At 59.7% G+C, this 16737-nt stretch carries 12 protein-coding genes and 2 pseudogenes; 11 read left to right on the plus strand and 3 right to left on the minus strand.

Annotation, left to right across the window (positions count from 1 at the left end):
• Window positions 1–85: 85 nt before the first annotated feature.
• Genes MTX21_RS35830 through MTX21_RS35840 form a run of 3 tightly spaced genes read left to right on the plus strand, consistent with a single transcriptional unit; the run spans window position 86 to window position 3608 of the window.
• Window positions 86–988 (plus strand): DMT family transporter, encoded by a 903-nt coding sequence (locus tag MTX21_RS35830; protein ID WP_280969167.1) that lies wholly within the window; start codon window positions 86–88, stop codon window positions 986–988.
• The gene (locus MTX21_RS35835; protein ID WP_280969168.1) at window positions 985–2271 is read left to right on the plus strand and encodes an ATP-grasp domain-containing protein; all 1287 of its coding nucleotides are present in this window, start codon (window positions 985–987) and stop codon (window positions 2269–2271) included. Before MTX21_RS35830 ends, MTX21_RS35835 begins: the two co-directional genes overlap by 4 nt.
• Window positions 2271–3608 (plus strand): glutamine synthetase, encoded by a 1338-nt coding sequence (locus tag MTX21_RS35840; protein ID WP_280969169.1) that lies wholly within the window; start codon window positions 2271–2273, stop codon window positions 3606–3608. Before MTX21_RS35835 ends, MTX21_RS35840 begins: the two co-directional genes overlap by 1 nt.
• A 257-nt stretch (window positions 3609–3865) precedes the next feature.
• Here MTX21_RS35840 and MTX21_RS40195 read toward each other — a convergent pair whose 3' ends face one another.
• Entirely contained in the window at window positions 3866–4342 is a 477-nt protein-coding gene (locus tag MTX21_RS40195) for a hypothetical protein (protein ID WP_348637467.1), read from the minus strand.
• A 177-nt stretch (window positions 4343–4519) separates the two neighbouring features.
• Window positions 4520–4630: pseudogene (locus MTX21_RS40200) on the minus strand (plasmid pRiA4b ORF-3 family protein); the annotation flags it as partial.
• A 975-nt stretch (window positions 4631–5605) separates the two neighbouring features.
• Between MTX21_RS40200 and MTX21_RS35850 the strand changes: the two are divergent.
• From MTX21_RS35850 to MTX21_RS35875, 6 genes are all read left to right on the plus strand, one after another.
• The gene (locus MTX21_RS35850; protein WP_280968746.1) at window positions 5606–6067 is read left to right on the plus strand and encodes a transposase; all 462 of its coding nucleotides are present in this window, start codon (window positions 5606–5608) and stop codon (window positions 6065–6067) included.
• On the plus strand, window positions 6064–6417 hold the full coding sequence (gene tnpB / locus MTX21_RS35855; protein ID WP_208089702.1) for an IS66 family insertion sequence element accessory protein TnpB: 354 nt from the start codon (window positions 6064–6066) through the stop codon (window positions 6415–6417). The genes MTX21_RS35850 and tnpB overlap by 4 nt, the downstream gene beginning before the upstream one ends.
• Window positions 6418–6467: 50 nt before the next feature.
• Window positions 6468–8027: an IS66 family transposase gene (locus MTX21_RS35860; RefSeq protein WP_280970901.1), complete on the plus strand. Its 1560-nt coding sequence runs from the start codon at window positions 6468–6470 to the stop codon at window positions 8025–8027.
• A gap of 29 nt (window positions 8028–8056) precedes the next feature.
• Window positions 8057–8647, plus strand: coding sequence for a UPF0149 family protein (locus tag MTX21_RS35865; protein ID WP_280969170.1), 591 nt, complete (start codon window positions 8057–8059; stop codon window positions 8645–8647).
• A gap of 211 nt (window positions 8648–8858) precedes the next feature.
• The gene (locus MTX21_RS35870; RefSeq protein ID WP_280969171.1) at window positions 8859–11114 is read left to right on the plus strand and encodes a hypothetical protein; all 2256 of its coding nucleotides are present in this window, start codon (window positions 8859–8861) and stop codon (window positions 11112–11114) included.
• 291 nt (window positions 11115–11405) lie between these two features.
• Window positions 11406–12563 (plus strand): IS110 family transposase, encoded by a 1158-nt coding sequence (locus tag MTX21_RS35875; RefSeq protein ID WP_280968912.1) that lies wholly within the window; start codon window positions 11406–11408, stop codon window positions 12561–12563.
• 499 nt (window positions 12564–13062) lie between these two features.
• Here the strand turns inward: MTX21_RS35875 and MTX21_RS35880 are convergent.
• Window positions 13063–13859 (minus strand): annotated as a pseudogene (locus MTX21_RS35880) (IS5 family transposase); the annotation flags it as partial.
• A 1022-nt stretch (window positions 13860–14881) separates the two neighbouring features.
• Here MTX21_RS35880 and ltrA point away from each other — a divergent pair.
• Together ltrA and MTX21_RS35890 are read left to right on the plus strand one after the other, a co-directional pair.
• On the plus strand, window positions 14882–16048 hold the full coding sequence (gene ltrA / locus MTX21_RS35885) for a group II intron reverse transcriptase/maturase (RefSeq protein WP_280969172.1): 1167 nt from the start codon (window positions 14882–14884) through the stop codon (window positions 16046–16048).
• Window positions 16049–16139: 91 nt separating this feature from the next.
• Window positions 16140–16589, plus strand: a complete 450-nt coding sequence (locus MTX21_RS35890) for an IS5 family transposase (protein ID WP_280969173.1) — start codon at window positions 16140–16142, stop codon at window positions 16587–16589.
• The last annotated feature ends 148 nt before the right edge of the window (window positions 16590–16737 follow it).

Genomic DNA, 16737 nt, shown 5'->3' on the forward strand with positions numbered 1-16737 from the left:
GAAAGGAGAGTCCCTCGGAGCCGATGCACGCGCCTGGTCCTGCGAGCGTCGAGCGCCGCCTCGCGGGCACAGGAAGACTGGGCGATTGACGAATCGCTTCGCTCTAGGAGTGTTCTTTGTGGCGCTTTATGTCGTCGTAAGCGCGGCAGGCGAGGTTTATGCGGCGTCGTATTTTCAGCAAGCGGATGTGTTCGTCGCGCTCCTGCTGTCCTTCGCTGTGGTTTGTCTGATGTTCAATCTCCTGGCTCGCCACGAGGGAGGCGAGGCAACGGTCGCGAAATGGTCGCTCCTGGTCTTCGTCGCGCTCAATGTCGTGACAGCAATCAGCTGGATCGGCCTATTTATCGGACTGAAATACGCTGAACCTGCGATCGTCGTCGCCTTCATGGTGGCGCTGGGGCCCACCGCGACGGTGTGGTTAAACGCACTGATCAGGCGCCAGGGTGCCCCTCCAGCATCCGATATTGTCGTAAGCGTTACGATCGCAACGATCGGGAGTTATATGATTTGGATCTCGGCCAGCGGCAACGCGGGCGTGGAGTGGGGGGCTCGATCGTCCTTTGGCATCGTCTTGGCCATCGTGGCCGGCCTATCGCTGGCCCTTACAAATATACTTGTCAAACTGCTGTTCGACCGTGGGTTTTCTAGCCGACAAGTGCTGGCGCATCGCTTTTATGGAACGATTCTCTTGCTGCTGGGACTGGTCGACCATTCATCTATCGTGCCTGAGATCTCGCAGCATGGGTTTGCGATCGCAACAATTGGGCTGTCGACGATCATTGTTCCTTTGCTCTTGATCCAACAGGGCATTCGCCGCGTAGAGCCCTTCACCGTCAACATGGTCCTGTCCACCGCCCCTATCATCACCTTCCTGTTTCAATACTTCGATTCTCGCATCGTGCCTTCGTCACATACGTTCATTGGAAATGTTCTCATTACGGCTGTCGCTGTCGGCAACATCTACTTGCAGTATCGGAGATCCGCATGAAAGAACGGAATTGTGTAATCGTAGACGCATACTCTACCGGCCGTTACCTACCGGAAGAATTCAAGCGCTATGGAATTGGAACGGTGCATGTGATGTCGGCTGCACAGATTCCCCCGATATTCCAATCGCATTTCAATGCGGATCTGTATGATGAAGTCATTCGCCCCAGCGAGCGCATGGGATATGACGACATCGTTGAATATCATCTTCAGGCTCTCCATGGCAGGGAATTGGAGTTCGTTATCGCGGGCTGCGAGACCGGAGTTGAGCTAGCCGATTCTTTGTCGGAGCGGCTGGGCTTACCTTCAAATGGGACCGCGCTATCCGCTGCTCGGCGTGACAAAGCGCGATTGTCTTGCGCGCTGACCTCTGCAGGCGTGCGATCGATCAGACAAGTCGTGTCCGACAGTGCTGTAGAGATCGCGAGCTGGAAGCGTGAAGCGAAGTTCGATGAGATCGTGATCAAGCCTCTGAACAGTACGGGTACCGAGGATGTATTCTTTTGCTCGACAGATGCTGATATTCAGCGGGCTCTCAGCGCAATTGTCGGGAAGACGAACCGTGTCGGAGCGTTGAATCGTTTTGCCCTTGGGCAGGAAAAAATAAACGGCCAGCAATACACCGTAAATGCCGTCTCGATCGACGGGGAAGCCTTCGTTACGGAGGCCTGGACCTATGACACGGTTCCTATTGAGGGGGCATCATCGGTCTGCTCACTTGAGAGATTGTTGGGCGGCAGCGAACCAATCGTTCAGGAACTGTCCGACTACTTGGTGCGTGCGTTGCAGGCGCTTCAGATCGTCGACGGACCAGCTCATGCTGAGATCATCGTCGATCATCGGGGACCGGTTCTGGTGGACTTCGGAGCGAGGCTTCAAGGGACCATGTCGGCAAAAGCACGAACGATGGCGTTGGGGCACAACCATATGACGCTGACGGCCTGGCGCTACGCAGATCCCAAGGGCTTTGGTGAATATATGAGGCTGCGCGGGCCCTACAAGCGGCAGGCTCACGCACTATGCGTCTCGCTGATCTCGGATATGGGCGGTGTCGTTGCCGGTCACCCGGGACTCGAAGCAATCCGCAAGCTCCCGAGCTTCGCGGATGCCATTGCATTCGTTCCGATTGGTCAAGAGCTGGTTCCCACGATCGACTTGGCGTCGACACCAGGCATCGTTTATCTCGTGAATAGCGAGTTGACTCAGCTTGAGGATGACTATCGCAAGTTGCGAGCAATGCGGATGGACCAGGTGTTCGATTTAGTGACGCAGGATCGCGACTAATGCCAACTGATGCCAGGTTGACCGGAGCGAATCCAGCCCGCGCGGCGATGATCGGCGTAAGCGACTTCGATGGCGTTCTGCGAGGCAAACACGTCTTAGGTGAAGATCTCTCGGATGGAGATAAAGTTATCAAGTTCTCTGAAGCGGTGCTGGCGTGGGATTGTTCGGACCGGCTCATTCCGGCCAGTTTCACGCAAAAGCCGCTATCAGCGTTCGGAGATGCTGACCTGCGTATTCTGTCAGGCACCGGCCGTTCGGTGTCTCATGTCGGCGATCAATATCTCTACCTCGCGGAGTTCACGGGCGCACATGAGAACATCTGCCCGCGCGGTGTTCTGCGCAGGGTCCTGCGAAGGGCTGCTGACCACGGATACGACTGCACTGTCGGGTTCGAGTTTGAATTTATGCTGTTCAAGGAGAACGCAGACACGATCGAAGAAAAGCCGTTCGGCGAATGGGCTCCTTTTACGCGCGGCCCGTTCGGCTACTCGATTGCGCGCTCTGTCGCGCAACATCAGTTATTCGATGAGATCTTGGCGCTTTGTGAGAAGGCAAGAATACCTCTCAGCGGACTGCACTTTGAAACGGGACCTGGCGTGGTCGAAGCGTCACTTCGTCATTGTGATGCGCTGGAAGCTGCCGATCGAGCAACCATATTCAAGTCGATGATTAAAGCCTGGGCGCAAACGCGAGGCATGATGGCTACATTCATGGCCAAGGTTTCCGAGAAATGGCCCGGCCAGTCTGGCCATATTCACATCTCGATGTCATCGGATAATCAGAATGCATTTTACGACAGTGATGCGTTCGGCAACGTCTCGAAGCTTATGAGGCAATTCATCGCCGGACAACTAGAATACATGAATGAGTTCTGTGTGCTCGCTGCGCCGAACTTCAACAGCTACAAGAGATTGGTGCCTGGCTGCTGGGCACCAATCTGTCCAAGCTGGGGAGTTGACAACCGCTCCTGCGCAATTCGCGCCATTCCGGGAGAGCCATCTGCCCATCGCCTGGAGTATAGGCTGCCTGGCGCAGACCTGAACCCATATCTCGCGCTCGCAAGTGCGATTGGTTCGGGAATATTGGGTGTCGAGACAGGTCCGGCACTGCCGGCTTCGATCGTCGGTGATGCAAGCGCGGAAATGTGTCGGCCGTCCGCGAGACTGCCTCAAAGCCTATCAGAGGCAACTTCTCGGTTTGCAGAGTCTGCAGCGGCAAGTGATGTCTTCGGAGAAAGGTTTGTTGAGGCGTTTTCTTGCTCGCGCCGTTGGGAGTGGGAAGCCGTTCAACATCGGGTCACCGACTTTGAACGTCGGAGATACTTCGAGATCATTTAGCTTGAGCTCTTCGACAGTTCTGAACTTCATTCCTCTGGCCGGTGCCGGCCACACTATTGCGGCTGCCCGTTCCGCTGATGTTGGACTTCATACAGAGCAAATGTGCGTTACTCGTTAAGTGAGGACCTCGGGACGCTGAGGAGGTCTGCAGTTATCTGCTCTGTGGCAGCAACCGCGATTGCTCCGTTGGGATACTAGATTATATCTAACGTCCGGTCCTTCTCGTAAGCTTTACATCGGCAAGCAGATGGTGGAGCTCAAGCATGCGCCCGGTTGGCAGGTATCCCTCGCAAGCCGTCGAGCGTGCGCGCGCTTGCCTGGGTTGGTCCCAAAGCGGCAAGACAAGCGCTGCGGTCCGTCAGCCAGAAACTCACTCCGGCTGAAGTGAGCGAGCTGAAGTTCCTCGCCTCTTCATTGCCGACTTGGCTTGCCAGACCGGTAAGCGGACTGTAAGCGTAGCTCTGCGGCCCTTTTGATGATTGACGCTTGACATCTGTTTGAGCCGCGTGCCGCGACGCCGCGGCTTCCAAATTTGGACAATGCGCTGGCGGCGGCCTCGAGCATCCTCGGGGCGACGAGGTTGGGATCGAACTGTGCGGGCCCCAGAGGCGCATATTTTCATATTCCAGATGAGTAGGGTCGCCGCTGGCATCGAGGTATTCGGCATAGCCGGGCGCACCGCCGACGTCCTCGAGCAGGAGGGATGTCCCTCTAACGTCGTGGTGTCGAACCATTTTTCGAGTTTGATCACTTGGTCTCAGCTGTCACCGAAGTCATAGAGATAATGGATCGTCTTCGCGCCGGTCTCCTGAACGATATTGAAGGGCCGCGTCTTGCGATGCATCGATGGGCTGAGGGCCAAAATCTCCTCCGGGATCAGGGATACCCCGACGTCCTTCGCCGGCCAGGAACTCGAAGAGATGGCTGTTCGTCCGGCCAAACGCCGCCTGAAGCGTCAGATGCAGCCGATCAAGGCGCAGCGTGAGCGGCACGACAAGGCATCGCGTCACCTCCGGTTTCACATCCTTGAGAGGTCACCTTGATCCGGACCGAGGTCGTGTTCAAGCCCATGCCGCCAGCCTCGGATTATGTGCATGCATCCTGTAGATCGACGCTCAAGCCGTCCAAGGCAGCCAGGAGATGCTGTCCATTGATTGGAAAACCACCTTGACAGCGCTTTCGATACGTCAGGCGATGAGTTCAGCATTGAAGATTGAGCGGTGGACGCCATTTCTTAGTAGCGCTTTCGATAATCGCAGGGTTGATTGCCTCAAAGCAGTTTGGAAAGGCCGGCGGGGACCTGACAACGCTCTTGCCGATGTTTCTGCTGATACCCTTCGGCGGTATCCTTCTCGTCTTCGGATATGCACTGGGATACATGCATCTCGAAATATCTGCATAATCGTCGCGATAGCGGTCGGAGCAATTTTGGTGGTGGAACCGATTCTCACGCTTTCTGCTGCTTCGAGACGGGCTAACGGTAGTTCGCCGATATCGGATTGGCGGTCGGTGTGCTTGGCACGCTCACTGCGCTATTTTTATGAGCGTATTCTAAGTGCGCTTAACTGGGCAGCATCCTCGGCGAGGTCCTATTCTGAAAAGGACTTGCGCAGCGTAGGTTCTGCTCACTCGAACGCGAGAAGAAGAGGTCGACTTGACGGAACGTTCCACATCGAGCCAGATCTACGCATTGTTGGATCCGAAACTCTTTGGTCGAACAATAACATCTCCTCCCGGTTAATAAGAGCTTTGCTGCTGCCGAAAGCCTGACAATCGACCCTTGCGGTTCGCCATGCTCGACGGCTTTCGGTATTCGGGAATGACTTTGGCAGGGCTATTTCTGGCAGCGCACATTTCCATACTGGTCACGGCGAGGCAGCGGAATCCGGACCGGCGCTACAATCGACTATCCGTAACCGGCATGAGGCCCCCACCTAGCCACCCCTCGGCTTGCGCGCGATACAGCCTGGCATGAGCTGATCGGTGGAGGTGGAACGATGGCAAATGCCATGCTTGATGCCAGGCAGGAAGATGACTCCTATCGTCGCGTCGAGGTGATCACTGGGGAGCGCCGACGGCGTCGGTGGACGGGCGAGGAGAAGGCCCGGATCGTGGCGGAGAGCTTTGGGGAGGGTGCGAACATCTCCGAGGTTGCGCGGCGCAATGGCGTTTCGCGCGGGCTGCTTACGGTGTGGCGACGCCAAGTTGCGGCGGCGGTGGTGGGCAAGGCGCCGAACTTCGTGCCAATCCAAATTGATGCCGAGAGCGGTAGCGGGACAGCCAGCGAGCCCGAGCGTATTTCGCGGCTACAGACGAAGCCTTTGGAGATCGCCGCGCCGCCGGCCAAGGTTTGCGGGGTTGTCGAGATCGAGGTGAACGGGGCGCGCATCCGGGTCGAGCCGGGCGTGGAGCTGGCGACGCTGTCGACCGTGCTGGCGGCGCTTCGGGGCGTCCGGTGATTGCGCTACGCTCTGACCTCAAGGTGGTGCTGGCGACACAGCCGGTCGATTTCCGCAAGTCGGTGCATACGCTGTCGGCACTGGTGAGCGAAGCGCTGCGTGCGAACCCGTATTGTGGCGACGTCTTCGTGTTCCGCAGCAAACGCATGGACAGAGTGAAGCTTCTGGCGTGGGACGGCAGCGGCATGGTGCTGGTGACGAAGTGGTTGCACCAAGGGCACTTCACCTGGCCGCCGATCCGCGACGGCGTGGTGCATCTAAGTGCGACGCAGCTCGCGATGCTGCTCGACGGACTCGAGTGGACGCGCGTCTCTCCCAAGCCTGTGAAGCAGCCGGCCGTTGTCGGCTGAGAGGAGAGGATTTCGCTGGAGCCTCTGGCGCGCGCATGTATCGTCTGGTCATGGCGATTCGTCCCGACGCTCTCCCGACCGATCCGTCAGCTCTGACCGAGATGGTGCTCGCGCTTGACGCCGAGAACGAGAAGCTGCGCGTAGCAATGCAGACGCTCAAGGAGATGATCTTCGGGAAGCGCTCGGAGCGGCTTGCGGTGCTCGTCGACGAACAGCTTGCGCTCGAGCTGGGCGATCTTGAGGCCGACGCGAGGCTGTGTGCGCCCGCCAACGACGATGTGGCTGTGGCGAAGCCATCCGGCAAACCGCGCAAGAAGGCGCGCCGCAACATCGGCGCGCTGCCCAAGCACCTGCCGCGCTGTGAGCAGGTGCTGGAGCCGGAGGCGACCGCCTGCCCGTGCTGCCAGGGCCAGCTCCACAAGATCGGCGAGGACGTCAGCGAGGTGCTGGACGTGATCCCGGCGATCCTGCGGGTGCTGCGGACGATCCGTCCCAAATATGGCTGCCGCAGCTGCACCGATGGTGTGGTCCAGGTGAAGGCGTTGCCACGCCTGATCGAGAGCGGCATGGCCTCGACCGCACTCGTGAGCCACGTGGTGGTCTCGAAGTTCGCCTGGTATCTGCCGCTGTACCGACAGGTGCAAATCCTGGCCGGCCAGGGTGTCCATCTCGACCGGGCGACGCTCGCCGGTTGGGTGAAGCGTGCAGCCTGGTGGCTCAAGAGCCTTTATGAGCTCCAGCTGCGCGCGATCCAGGCCGCGCCGCGCCTGTTCTGCGACGAGACGCCGATGCCGGTGCTCGATCCCGGACGACATCGCACCCGCATCTGCCAGTTCTGGGCGCATGCGATGGATGACCGGCCATGGGGCGGCCCCTCGCCGCCGGCGGTCGCCTACGTGTTCGCCGACGGCCGCGGCACGGAGGAGATCGCCGGACAATTGACGGGCTTTTCCGGCATTCTGCAGGTGGACGGATATGCCGCCTACAAGGCGCTCGCCCGCGGTCATGGCGGCGCGATCCAGCTCGCCTTTTGTCTGGCCCATGCCCGGCGCAAATTCGTGGAGGTCTACAAGACGACCCAATCGCCATTCGCTCGCGAGGTGATCGAACGGCTGCAAGCGGTCTATGCGATCGAAGCGGAGATCCGCGGCAGCAGCGCCGAGCAGCGGCTGGCCGCCCGCCGCTCCAGGAGCGCAGCGTTGATGGCGGCGCTCAGGGCGCGGCTGACCGAGATCGTGGGCCAGCTGTTCTCCCAGTCGAAGCTGGCAGAGGCGATCAACTATGCGCTCAATCACTGGGATGGCCTGACGCTGTTTCTCCGCGACGGCCGCGTCGAGGTCGATTCCAATACGGTCGAGCGTTCCATACGCCCGATTGCCATGGGGAGGCGCAACTCGTTGTTCAGCGGCAGCGAGGGCGGCGCCGAGAGCTGGGCGATCCTGGCGTCGCTCGTGAACACGGCAAAGCTCCATGAGCTCGATCCGCAGGGCTATCTGACTGACGTGCTGGAGCGCATCGTCTCCGGACGTACCAAGAGCCATCAGCTGCACGAGCTGCTCGCCTGGAACTGGAAGGCGGCGCGCCAGCGCACCGCACAGGCCGCGGCGTGAGCCCGCGTCGCCATAAAGCATCGTCATCGATGGCCGCCGCCGCGATGCCGCTTGCGGAGCTCGAGCGATGGCTCCAGGCTCGCCTCGATCAGCATCCTGCCGCCACCAGTCTCCCTATGCTCGACGGCTACATCGCCGCGATCGTGGCCGGACCGGTGTCGATGAGCCCGCTCGACTGGATCTGCCCGCTGCTCGCCATCGACGCCGATGCTTTCAACCACGGCGGCACCCCGGAGTTCGCCGCGATCTCCGCCGTCGCGCTGCGCCATAACGAGATCAGCCAGATCCTTTCGACCACGCCTGGCCAGTTTGCCCCGATGCACCGGCGCAAAATCAATGGCGACGTCGATCCGCGTCCCTGGTGCCAGGGTTTTTATGGCGCGATGCGGCTCAGGCTGTCGGCGTGGGCGCCGTTGCTGGACACCAGCAATGTCAATCACGGCCTGCTTCTGCCCATTCTGTTGCACTGTCGCGACGATCAGGGGCAGCCGATGCTCGGATCCCCCCGAAGCGGCCGCGAGACCAAGAACTTTCTGCGTAACGCCCACGCCGATATTCCGGCGGCGGTCGAGGCCTTGCGGCAATACTGGATGCCGATCCGCTACGCCCGCGCTCGCTGATCACCGCGGACGTGGGAGCTCATACCGGTTACGACTATCCCGCACCTTATGGGTCATCCCCTATTGCTGCCTCAGCACCACAACAGCTTCCATGAAATTGGAACTCGGACGGCGGGGTTGTGCATTCGGAGAGCATCCTTCGTCAGCCAACCGTCAGCCAGGCGGCCTATCCAGGGACGCTGCGCATTGTTGACCGTATGGGAGATGGAACATGACGGGCATTGGCCGACCTGGCGAACCGCACGTTGGGGCTGCGGGAGCCGACACCACGTCGGTATCGAGCAGTGCGCATTCGGAGCCAAATTTTGTCCCTGCGGAAGGCCACCGAGTTTTCAACTCCGTCGTGGAGCGGATGCGCTTAGCGTCTGAAGATAGAATGGCGACGCTCGCGAGCCTGCCCTCAGGTTCGGGTGTGGCAGTCCCCATTTCCTCAAGCGGTGAGGGGATCAACGCAGCGAAACAAAATATGGACGGCCTGCTTGAGGAACTTGATGCTTGCCACAGTGCTGCCATGGGCGCTCAGAGCTCGTCTGAGGCGCAAGAGCTGATCGATCAGGTTGTCAAAGCAGGCGCAGCAGTTCTGGACTACTACGCGAGCCTGTCTCCAGATGTGGCGCGCAGCATTCTGTCCGAAGATCAGGCTTGCCGAATTCGTGACCGGACTCTGGATGCGGGGAACGAATGCAACGCGCTGGCCGCACCGACTATCTACGCCTTGGAGCAGAGTAGGGAGAATGCGGGAAAGATACTCGAGCGGATGCGCCAATCCAATGCTCCGCCCGACCAGCTGATCCGAGCGGCTTCCAGTGTGGCGAAACACTATTTGGCCTGCACGGAGTGGTGGGAAAAGAAGGCATTGCGCTCTGAACGGATGCAGTCCGTCTGCGCAGCCACTGCCAGCTTGCCAAGTGCAACGGCCGAAATGCGACAGGCCGAACAGGCGACACTACGGCTGCATACCGGCTGGGCACTGAATACGAGGTGCGTGCATCTGCAATCGCAAGTCCTTCTCGCGCGGGTCATGATTGAGTCGCACGCGAGCACGCTCGACCCGGCCGTCAGGCAAATCCTCTTGGGTGAGAACGGTCGGGCGCGTCTACTCGGAACCTTCATGGGCGATGTTGTTCCGGCATTCCTCTCAACGGGCGACGCTGTTCTGAACAGCAAAGGACAAGCCCTCGACGCAGAGCACTGCGCGGTTCTGGAAGGGGTCATGGAGCGGCTATCGGAATTTGCGTCGGCGTTGCCCAACATGGTTGCCGAGCTAAGGAATAAGGGAGCAAGTCCCGAGCTTCCGTTGGATCTGTTGGATCAGATCGTGGAAGGATCGTGGGTCACGGCCCATGAGGTCATGCGCCTGCTAGCAGTGCAGCCGAAGACACCAGCCATAATTGCACCGCCAACGGAGGCTGACCTTGCGTTACCGGCCGACACTGCCGGCAACGACCCGGCGGCCGAAGCCAGTCCAGCGCGAAGGAAAGGGAAGGGCAAGCGGAGGCAGGCCGGAGGTGCGGGGAGCTCGGCAGCCGGGCAGCCCGAGCCGCAGCTCGCTAGGCCCGAAGCCGACACGGTGCGAACCACCAAGGTTATTGTGCTCTCGGATCTGGGCACGAAGAAACTCGCGAGCGCGGAAGAGGCGCATACGAGGATGTCATCGTCCGCGAGGGAACACTTGGCAATATGGCAGGCCCCGCCATCGAAGGAGACACTGACGCGCCTGCTCGCGCGATTGGACGAACTCTTGCAATTCAATCTGCGCAGTGAGCAAAGAGCCGTTTCGCAAGCGCGCCACATGAAGCCCGAAGATGCCGAGCACGTCGTGGACACCGTGGTTGAGCGGCTGCAGAGCCAATCCGCGGAGATTGAGGCCTGTGTAACCGCGCTGGACGAACCTCGCCGACGCGGCCTACTCACGCCTATCCAAGTGCCCGAAGTGCAAAAAAAAATAGTCCGCCTCAAGGCGATGTTGTCGGAGGTTAAGGGGCAGGCACGTACTGCGAAGGCGCAAAAGGCTTCGATCGAGATCGATTGCATGAAGACCTATGCGTTTCCCTCGCAGAAGTACCTCGAACGGTTGCAGGCGGCCGAGGAGTTGGCTCCCTTGGAGGCACCGCGCGCGCTGAAGGGTGAGCCAGGAACGCTGTTCGAGCTCAAGCTGCAGCCTACGCCACTGCGCAATGGTACGGTGAATCCGATGTGGGTGCACATCCATACGAAGCGGCCGGTCTATGCGTGGCAGTTAACGACATTGGATGACGCCGAATTCGCCGCTTGCCACGTGAAATCCAACGAACAGCGCGGCTACAATCGCCTCTGGCAGAACGCTCGAGCTGCAACGGGTCACGAAGACGTCGTGATCCACCGCGGCAAGCTCACGCCTGCGTTCTGCAAGTCCTTGTTAGGTTCCGCTTTTAGCGGCTATCCAGGGTATCCTTTCGCCGGAACGGAGCGCGGGGCACGCAGGTGACTCGATACGAGACTAGTTAAGCGACTCGATAGAGTGCCGCTTGTGGTACGGCATCGGTCTTCTTCGCATGCGGATCCAGTGGCCGAATGAACCGCACTTTGGGCTCCAGGCGCCAACTCCTGAGTTAAGAAGCCGGATTGAGCTGTTGGAGAGGCGAGCGTTCGCCATTAGCAACTCCAGGAAGAGGCCCAAGAGTTCTCTGAGCCGGGCGAGGATACGGCGGAAGATACTATGGGGTGACCGGCAAAGGCGTGAGAGTATTGAGGCTGGTCATGAGCAATGGAGCACCCCATGCAAAAGGCAAACGATCTCGGCCGGTCTTCCACGGTCCTGGAACAAGATAGCACGCTGATCGCAGTCATTGAGATGAGCCTCTCAAGCTGGCTCGTCGCTGGAATCGTTCCCGGGTTGGATCGTCATCCGTTGAAGAAGCTTGGCGCCGACGAAGACGCGCTGCTCCAGTTGCTACACCGCTGGCGCGAGGAGGCGACAAAGTGTGGGCACGCGATCACACGCATAGCGGGCGCCTTTGAGGCGGGGCGCGATGGTTTTTGGCTGGCTCGCTGGCTGCGGGCTCGTGGCGTCGAGGCCTTCGTTATCCACTCAACAAGCGTCGCCGTCCCCCGCGAACACCGGCGGGCTAAAACCGATCGGCTCGACACCGAGCATTTGAAGCGCGCTCTGCTCGGTTGGCTACGCGGCGAGCCGAACCATTGCCAAATGGCAGCAATCCCTAGTCTCGATGAAGAGGACGCCCGGCGTCCGAACCGCGAGCGTGAGAACCTTGTCAGCCAACAAACCAGCATTGTCAATCGATTGAAGGCATGCCTCATTCGCCTGGGTATTCGCAATTTCAAGCCGACGTTGCGTTATGCGTCAGAGCGACTTGAGACGCTGCGCACGCCGGAAGGGGTGCCTCTGCCGCCCAACACTGTCGCCGAGATGCGCCGGGACATGGCACGCCTTCGCCTCGTCAGGGAGCAGATCAGGGAGATCGAGGCGGCTCGATTACAGCGTTTGCAGGTTTCCGAGAGCGGAGCGCACGCGATGGTCAAATTGCTGGCGCGCATCATTGGCGTTGGAATCGAAACAGCGGACATGCTCGTGCATGAGATCCTCTCCCGGCAATTGAGAGATCGCAGAGCAGTCGCGCGTTATGCGGGCCTCACGGGCGCTCCTGATGAAAGCGGCAAGCGAAGACGGGAGAAAGGCCTTGCACGCGCCGGCAATGCTCGGGTACGGCGTGGGATGATCCAACTGGCCTGGCGCTTTCTCCTTTTCCAAAAGGACAGTGCATTAGCCCAATGGTTCCGCACTCGCGCGGCCGACGCGCGCGGCGCGCGCAAGACCATGATCGTGGCGCTGGCGCGTAAATTGCTCATTGCATTCTGGCGCCTGACGACGACAGGCGAAATACCTGTAGGGATCAAGTTGCGCCCGGTAGCATGAACGCGAGACAAGACACCTCGATTGGGGCTTTGGCGAAGCAACCGCTAAACCCTGATACTCCGAGGTGGCGGTGACCCGAGCCACAACTTGGTCCATATGACCTCGCGGAAGAATGGGCCCGCTGCCCGAGCTTCGCTTGCGATGCGCATTGCTGCATCATGGTCGAAGATTGCGTTCGACCGCATACAAGTACGCGGCGCGATGGCCCGCCGGATATTGCAAGCTCCCTCGGAATGTCTCTCAATCGCCATGCCATGGAGAGTTCGTGGTTACGCCCTGCCGCCCGACCATGCTCAGGCCCACCAAGGGGGATGGGCCCCCCTCTCCGCCGCCATCGCTCGCCAGCGCTGCGCTTTGGGGCAAGCGAGCGACGGCGGCTCCGAGGGGATGGCTTCGTCGGGACCCCAACGATCAATTTGCTGAACTTGACGTCACACGACTGCCCCACCCAAAGGAAAAGAATTGCCTAAGAGCTCTTGACAGGAAACACCCCATACAAGTTGTGGCCGACGGCTGAGAGGACGACATTGGCGGCGTCGCCGGCGCGGCCTTTGAGGTAGCAGCGGCCGAGGTGGCCTTCGGCCTTCATGTGCCCGATGATGGGCTCGATGGCAGAGCGACGGCGCAGCTCGCGCTTGATGACACCGAAGACGCTGCGCTTATGGCCGGAGATGAAGACGGGACGGGGATTTTGCGCATGGTGGCCGCGGTACCCCTTGTCGACATAGGCCCGCTCGATCGGACAGCCGGTGAGCGTCTCGGTGCGCTCGATGGCGTCCCGCAGGGTGTGCCCATCATACGGATTGTCGGGCATTGCGCTCGCGTGCAGCACGAACAGTCCGCCGGGAGCGCGGCGATTGTTGGTGACGACGGAGGCCTTCACGCCGAACTCGTAAGGCGCGGCGGCCTTGGCTTTGCCGATGCACTCCACCGCCGGAGCATGGAAGGAATAAAGCTTCCAGCCGCGCTGGCGCTGCTGCTGCGAACGAATCTGCGCGGCCCAGCCGAGCAAGGGCGAAGGCCTCCTCCAGTGCCGGCTGGCCCTTGATGTTGCGCGGATGTCGCGAATGATTGGGCCGAGCCTGCTACGCAGGATGCGCAACTGTCCCTGATGCCGCCTGAACTGTTTGGCGCGAGCGTAGCGGGAAGCCATCATCGCGGCGGCCTTGGCCACGCGAGCATAGGATTGCCGGACCTGACCCCGTGCCTTCTCGCCAGGTGATTGAGGCCCTTGATGGCCGCATGCAGCGGCTCGGCATCGGTCGGAATGGTGATGGCCTTCGGCTGCACTGTGGTATGTGCGCCATGACGGCGCGAAGAAGGAGGTTGAGTATGTAGACCATCTTCCGAGCACTTGCTGCGCAAGAGATGAGGGCAGGCCCCTCGGACTCGGATTGCAGGATCAGAGTCCAAACCGCCACAAGCTGCTTTAGCTCAATGGCAGAGGTAGTGAGCGTTGCTGGAAAAGGCGGGCGATCAGCCTGTCAGGTGAGCCACGGGAAGACGAACGCAAGTAAACCGCCGATGATGCATCGAAAGTACAGTTCAGCTGTTGTCGAAACCAGGGGCGATACCACCTCCTGGGATCAAGCGCGGCGAGAGCCTGTCTATTGGCCGGGCGACAACCGGTGTAGAGGCGGCGTGATCCCGATGGCAGGCTCTTGCGCGGAACATGGGAACCTGCGTCGCGATGCCAAGGGAGACCCCAAAGGCGGCGGACCCGCCGAGGGCAGAGTACCAATGCGCGACGCAGGGGCGGACGGGTTCGTAATGTGCGCTGGGCAGCGCGTGAATCAGGAGGGTTGAAGTCCCTTCGGTGCTCGAATGAGGAGCACCGTATCCGAAGACGGGGGTAATGCCTCGTTGGCCAGACGCGAGAGCGTTTGGAGGACAGGGTGTCCGGGGCGATCCGGAATCCGAAGGGTTTGAGGAGAAGTATCGGGCTGTAATCGAGGGGCAACCCACAGATGAACAGGTCGGCCAAAGATGGGGCAAGGTCGAGCCCGCATTATGGGGGCGAAGGCGTTACTCATTCACCCATCATACCAAGGTGTTTGCTGACGGCACGATACGGAAGATTCATGCGTGACCCCAGGAGACCTGCCTGTGTCCCGGCAGTAACCGGGAAAGTGACCCTATAAGCGCAAGCGAAGTGGGAAGCGATGCACAGGCAGGAGTCGGAGAACGGAGTAGTACCTGAAGCGCGAGACGAATAACTCGCGTGACCAGCAATGGCGGATCGAGAGTGATCCGGGGAAGGACGTTCGTGAACGGGTCGAGAGAAGATGCGTCGAGATAGATGAGAAAGAAGCGTGGAGATGGACAGTTCCTTTTGTGAAAAACCCGAACGTCACGCTTCGAGGAGACTATCAGATCATCTTGTTCTCGAAGATCAGAAGCAGAAGGTCCACTCTCTGGTGGACAAGGTGTATTCACGCAAGAACTTGAAGCTTGCGTGGGAGCGCGTTCGCGCCAATCATGGGGCAAGCGGCGCAGACAGGGTGACCATTGAGGAGTTCGAGGCCAGGCTGGATGAAAATCTGGAACGGCTTCATCAAGAGCTTCGCGAGGGCACCTATCAGCCGCGAGCAGTGCGACGATTAGAGATTCCGAAAAGAGGAGCTCCGGGCAAGACAAGGCCGCTCGGCATACCTTCGGTCTACGACAGGGTATGTCAGCAGGCTCTGGTCAACCGTCTGGTGCCCATCTTTGAGCGCGTCTTTGATCCGAGCAGTTTTGGATATCGCAAAGGTCGCAAGACCGCGGATGCCCTGACCAAGATTTGGCGTGAAGTGGAGAGCGGAAACGAGTGGATCGTGGACGCGGATCTGAAAGACTTTTTCGGGTCTGTGGATCACGAAAAGCTCCTGACCCTGGTCGGAAAGCAGATCGCTGATAGCAGAGTGCTGAAGTTGATTCAGCAGATGCTGAAAGCAGGTTATGAAGAGCGGGGACAGAAATACGCGACTCCAACGGGAACCCCGCAAGGCGGAGTCGTCTCGCCGTTGATGAGTAACATCTTGCTGACTCCCTTCGACAAGGAGATGAGGCGGCAAGGGTACCAACTCACGCGGTGGGCGGATGACTGGGTGGTGACCTGCCGGACACGAGCTGAGGCGAAGTACGCCTTGGCGCGAGCAGCGAAGATTCTCAAACAGCTTGGCGTTGAGCTCAATCAGGCGAAAACCCGGATTGTGCATGTGGCGCACGGCTTTGAGTTTCTGGGATTCAAAATCCAACGAGGGAAAGGCAACTTCCGCCTGAATCGCGATCGGATTAAGTCCAAGCTGAACCGTCATGGTCTCTATGCCATTCCCGCACAGAAGTCAGTTGACCGATTCAAGGATCAGATCAGGGCCTTGACGCAAAGGAAAATACCTCTGCGTATGAGAGAACTGATCGAAACGATCATCTGCCAACCGACGTGCGCGGTTTCGAGCGGCAAGACGATCGCCGCATTATCAGCGGCATCATACACGTGCTGAAAAGCGGCTGCCGTTGGTCCGATTGTCCCGAAGCCTACGGACCTCCTACGACGATCTATAATCGCTTCGCCCGGTGGGCGCGGCGCGGCATATGGGAAAACTGTTCCGGGAGCTTGCCGGCAACGGTCGATCGACGGACACCCAGATGATCGACTCCACGCACGTCAAAGCGCATCGCTCGGCAGCGGGCGGAAAACGGGGGCAGAAGCAGGCTGTTGGTCGCTCGCGCGGAGGGCGCAACACGAAGATACACGCACTCGCAGATGCTAAGGGGCGCCTGATCGCCATTCTGTTGACTGGAGGCGAAGCGCACGACTGTCCGATCGCAGAACGCCTGATCCGCAGGGTCAAGCGGCCGAAACGGATGCTCGGTGACAAAGCCTATGATAGCGCCGAATTGCGTGAACAACTCGATGAGCGCGGAACCAAGCCGGTTATTCCAAACCGCAGCAATCGCAATCAACCGTACGGCTTCTCAAAGCGTTCTAGCCTGCTCCGGGCTCCTCTGTGTTTGGCCGAGGCAAATATTTGGGCAATGTAGCCACGCTCAAAAAATTCCGCCGCACAGACTGAGGCGTCGTTGTCAACAACGGAAATCACAGGCGCGGACAAGACGAGCCCTCCTGAAGGAGGAATAGCGGCTGCAAGCATTAGCGGCCTTCGGCGAAAGATGGGCTCGACTGATGAAA

Origin of the sequence: Bradyrhizobium sp. ISRA430 (assembly GCF_029909975.1) — a bacterium.
In the GTDB taxonomy this organism is placed as follows: Bacteria; Pseudomonadota; Alphaproteobacteria; order Rhizobiales; family Xanthobacteraceae; genus Bradyrhizobium.

Excerpts from the sequence above, each read along its gene's own strand:
- MTX21_RS35835 (WP_280969168.1), top strand. The coding sequence starts at position 985 with ATGAAAGAACGGAATTGTGTAATCGTAGACGCATACTCTACCGGCCGT.
- MTX21_RS35840 (WP_280969169.1), top strand. The coding sequence starts at position 2,271 with ATGCCAACTGATGCCAGGTTGACCGGAGCGAATCCAGCCCGCGCGGCG.
- MTX21_RS40195 (WP_348637467.1), bottom strand. The coding sequence starts at position 4,342 with ATGGTTCGACACCACGACGTTAGAGGGACATCCCTCCTGCTCGAGGAC.
- MTX21_RS35850 (WP_280968746.1), top strand. The coding sequence starts at position 5,606 with ATGGCAAATGCCATGCTTGATGCCAGGCAGGAAGATGACTCCTATCGT.
- MTX21_RS35860 (WP_280970901.1), top strand. The coding sequence starts at position 6,468 with ATGGCGATTCGTCCCGACGCTCTCCCGACCGATCCGTCAGCTCTGACC.
- MTX21_RS35865 (WP_280969170.1), top strand. The coding sequence starts at position 8,057 with ATGGCCGCCGCCGCGATGCCGCTTGCGGAGCTCGAGCGATGGCTCCAG.
- MTX21_RS35870 (WP_280969171.1), top strand. The coding sequence starts at position 8,859 with ATGACGGGCATTGGCCGACCTGGCGAACCGCACGTTGGGGCTGCGGGA.
- MTX21_RS35875 (WP_280968912.1), top strand. The coding sequence starts at position 11,406 with ATGCAAAAGGCAAACGATCTCGGCCGGTCTTCCACGGTCCTGGAACAA.
- ltrA (WP_280969172.1), top strand. The coding sequence starts at position 14,882 with ATGGACAGTTCCTTTTGTGAAAAACCCGAACGTCACGCTTCGAGGAGA.
- MTX21_RS35890 (WP_280969173.1), top strand. The coding sequence starts at position 16,140 with ATGGGAAAACTGTTCCGGGAGCTTGCCGGCAACGGTCGATCGACGGAC.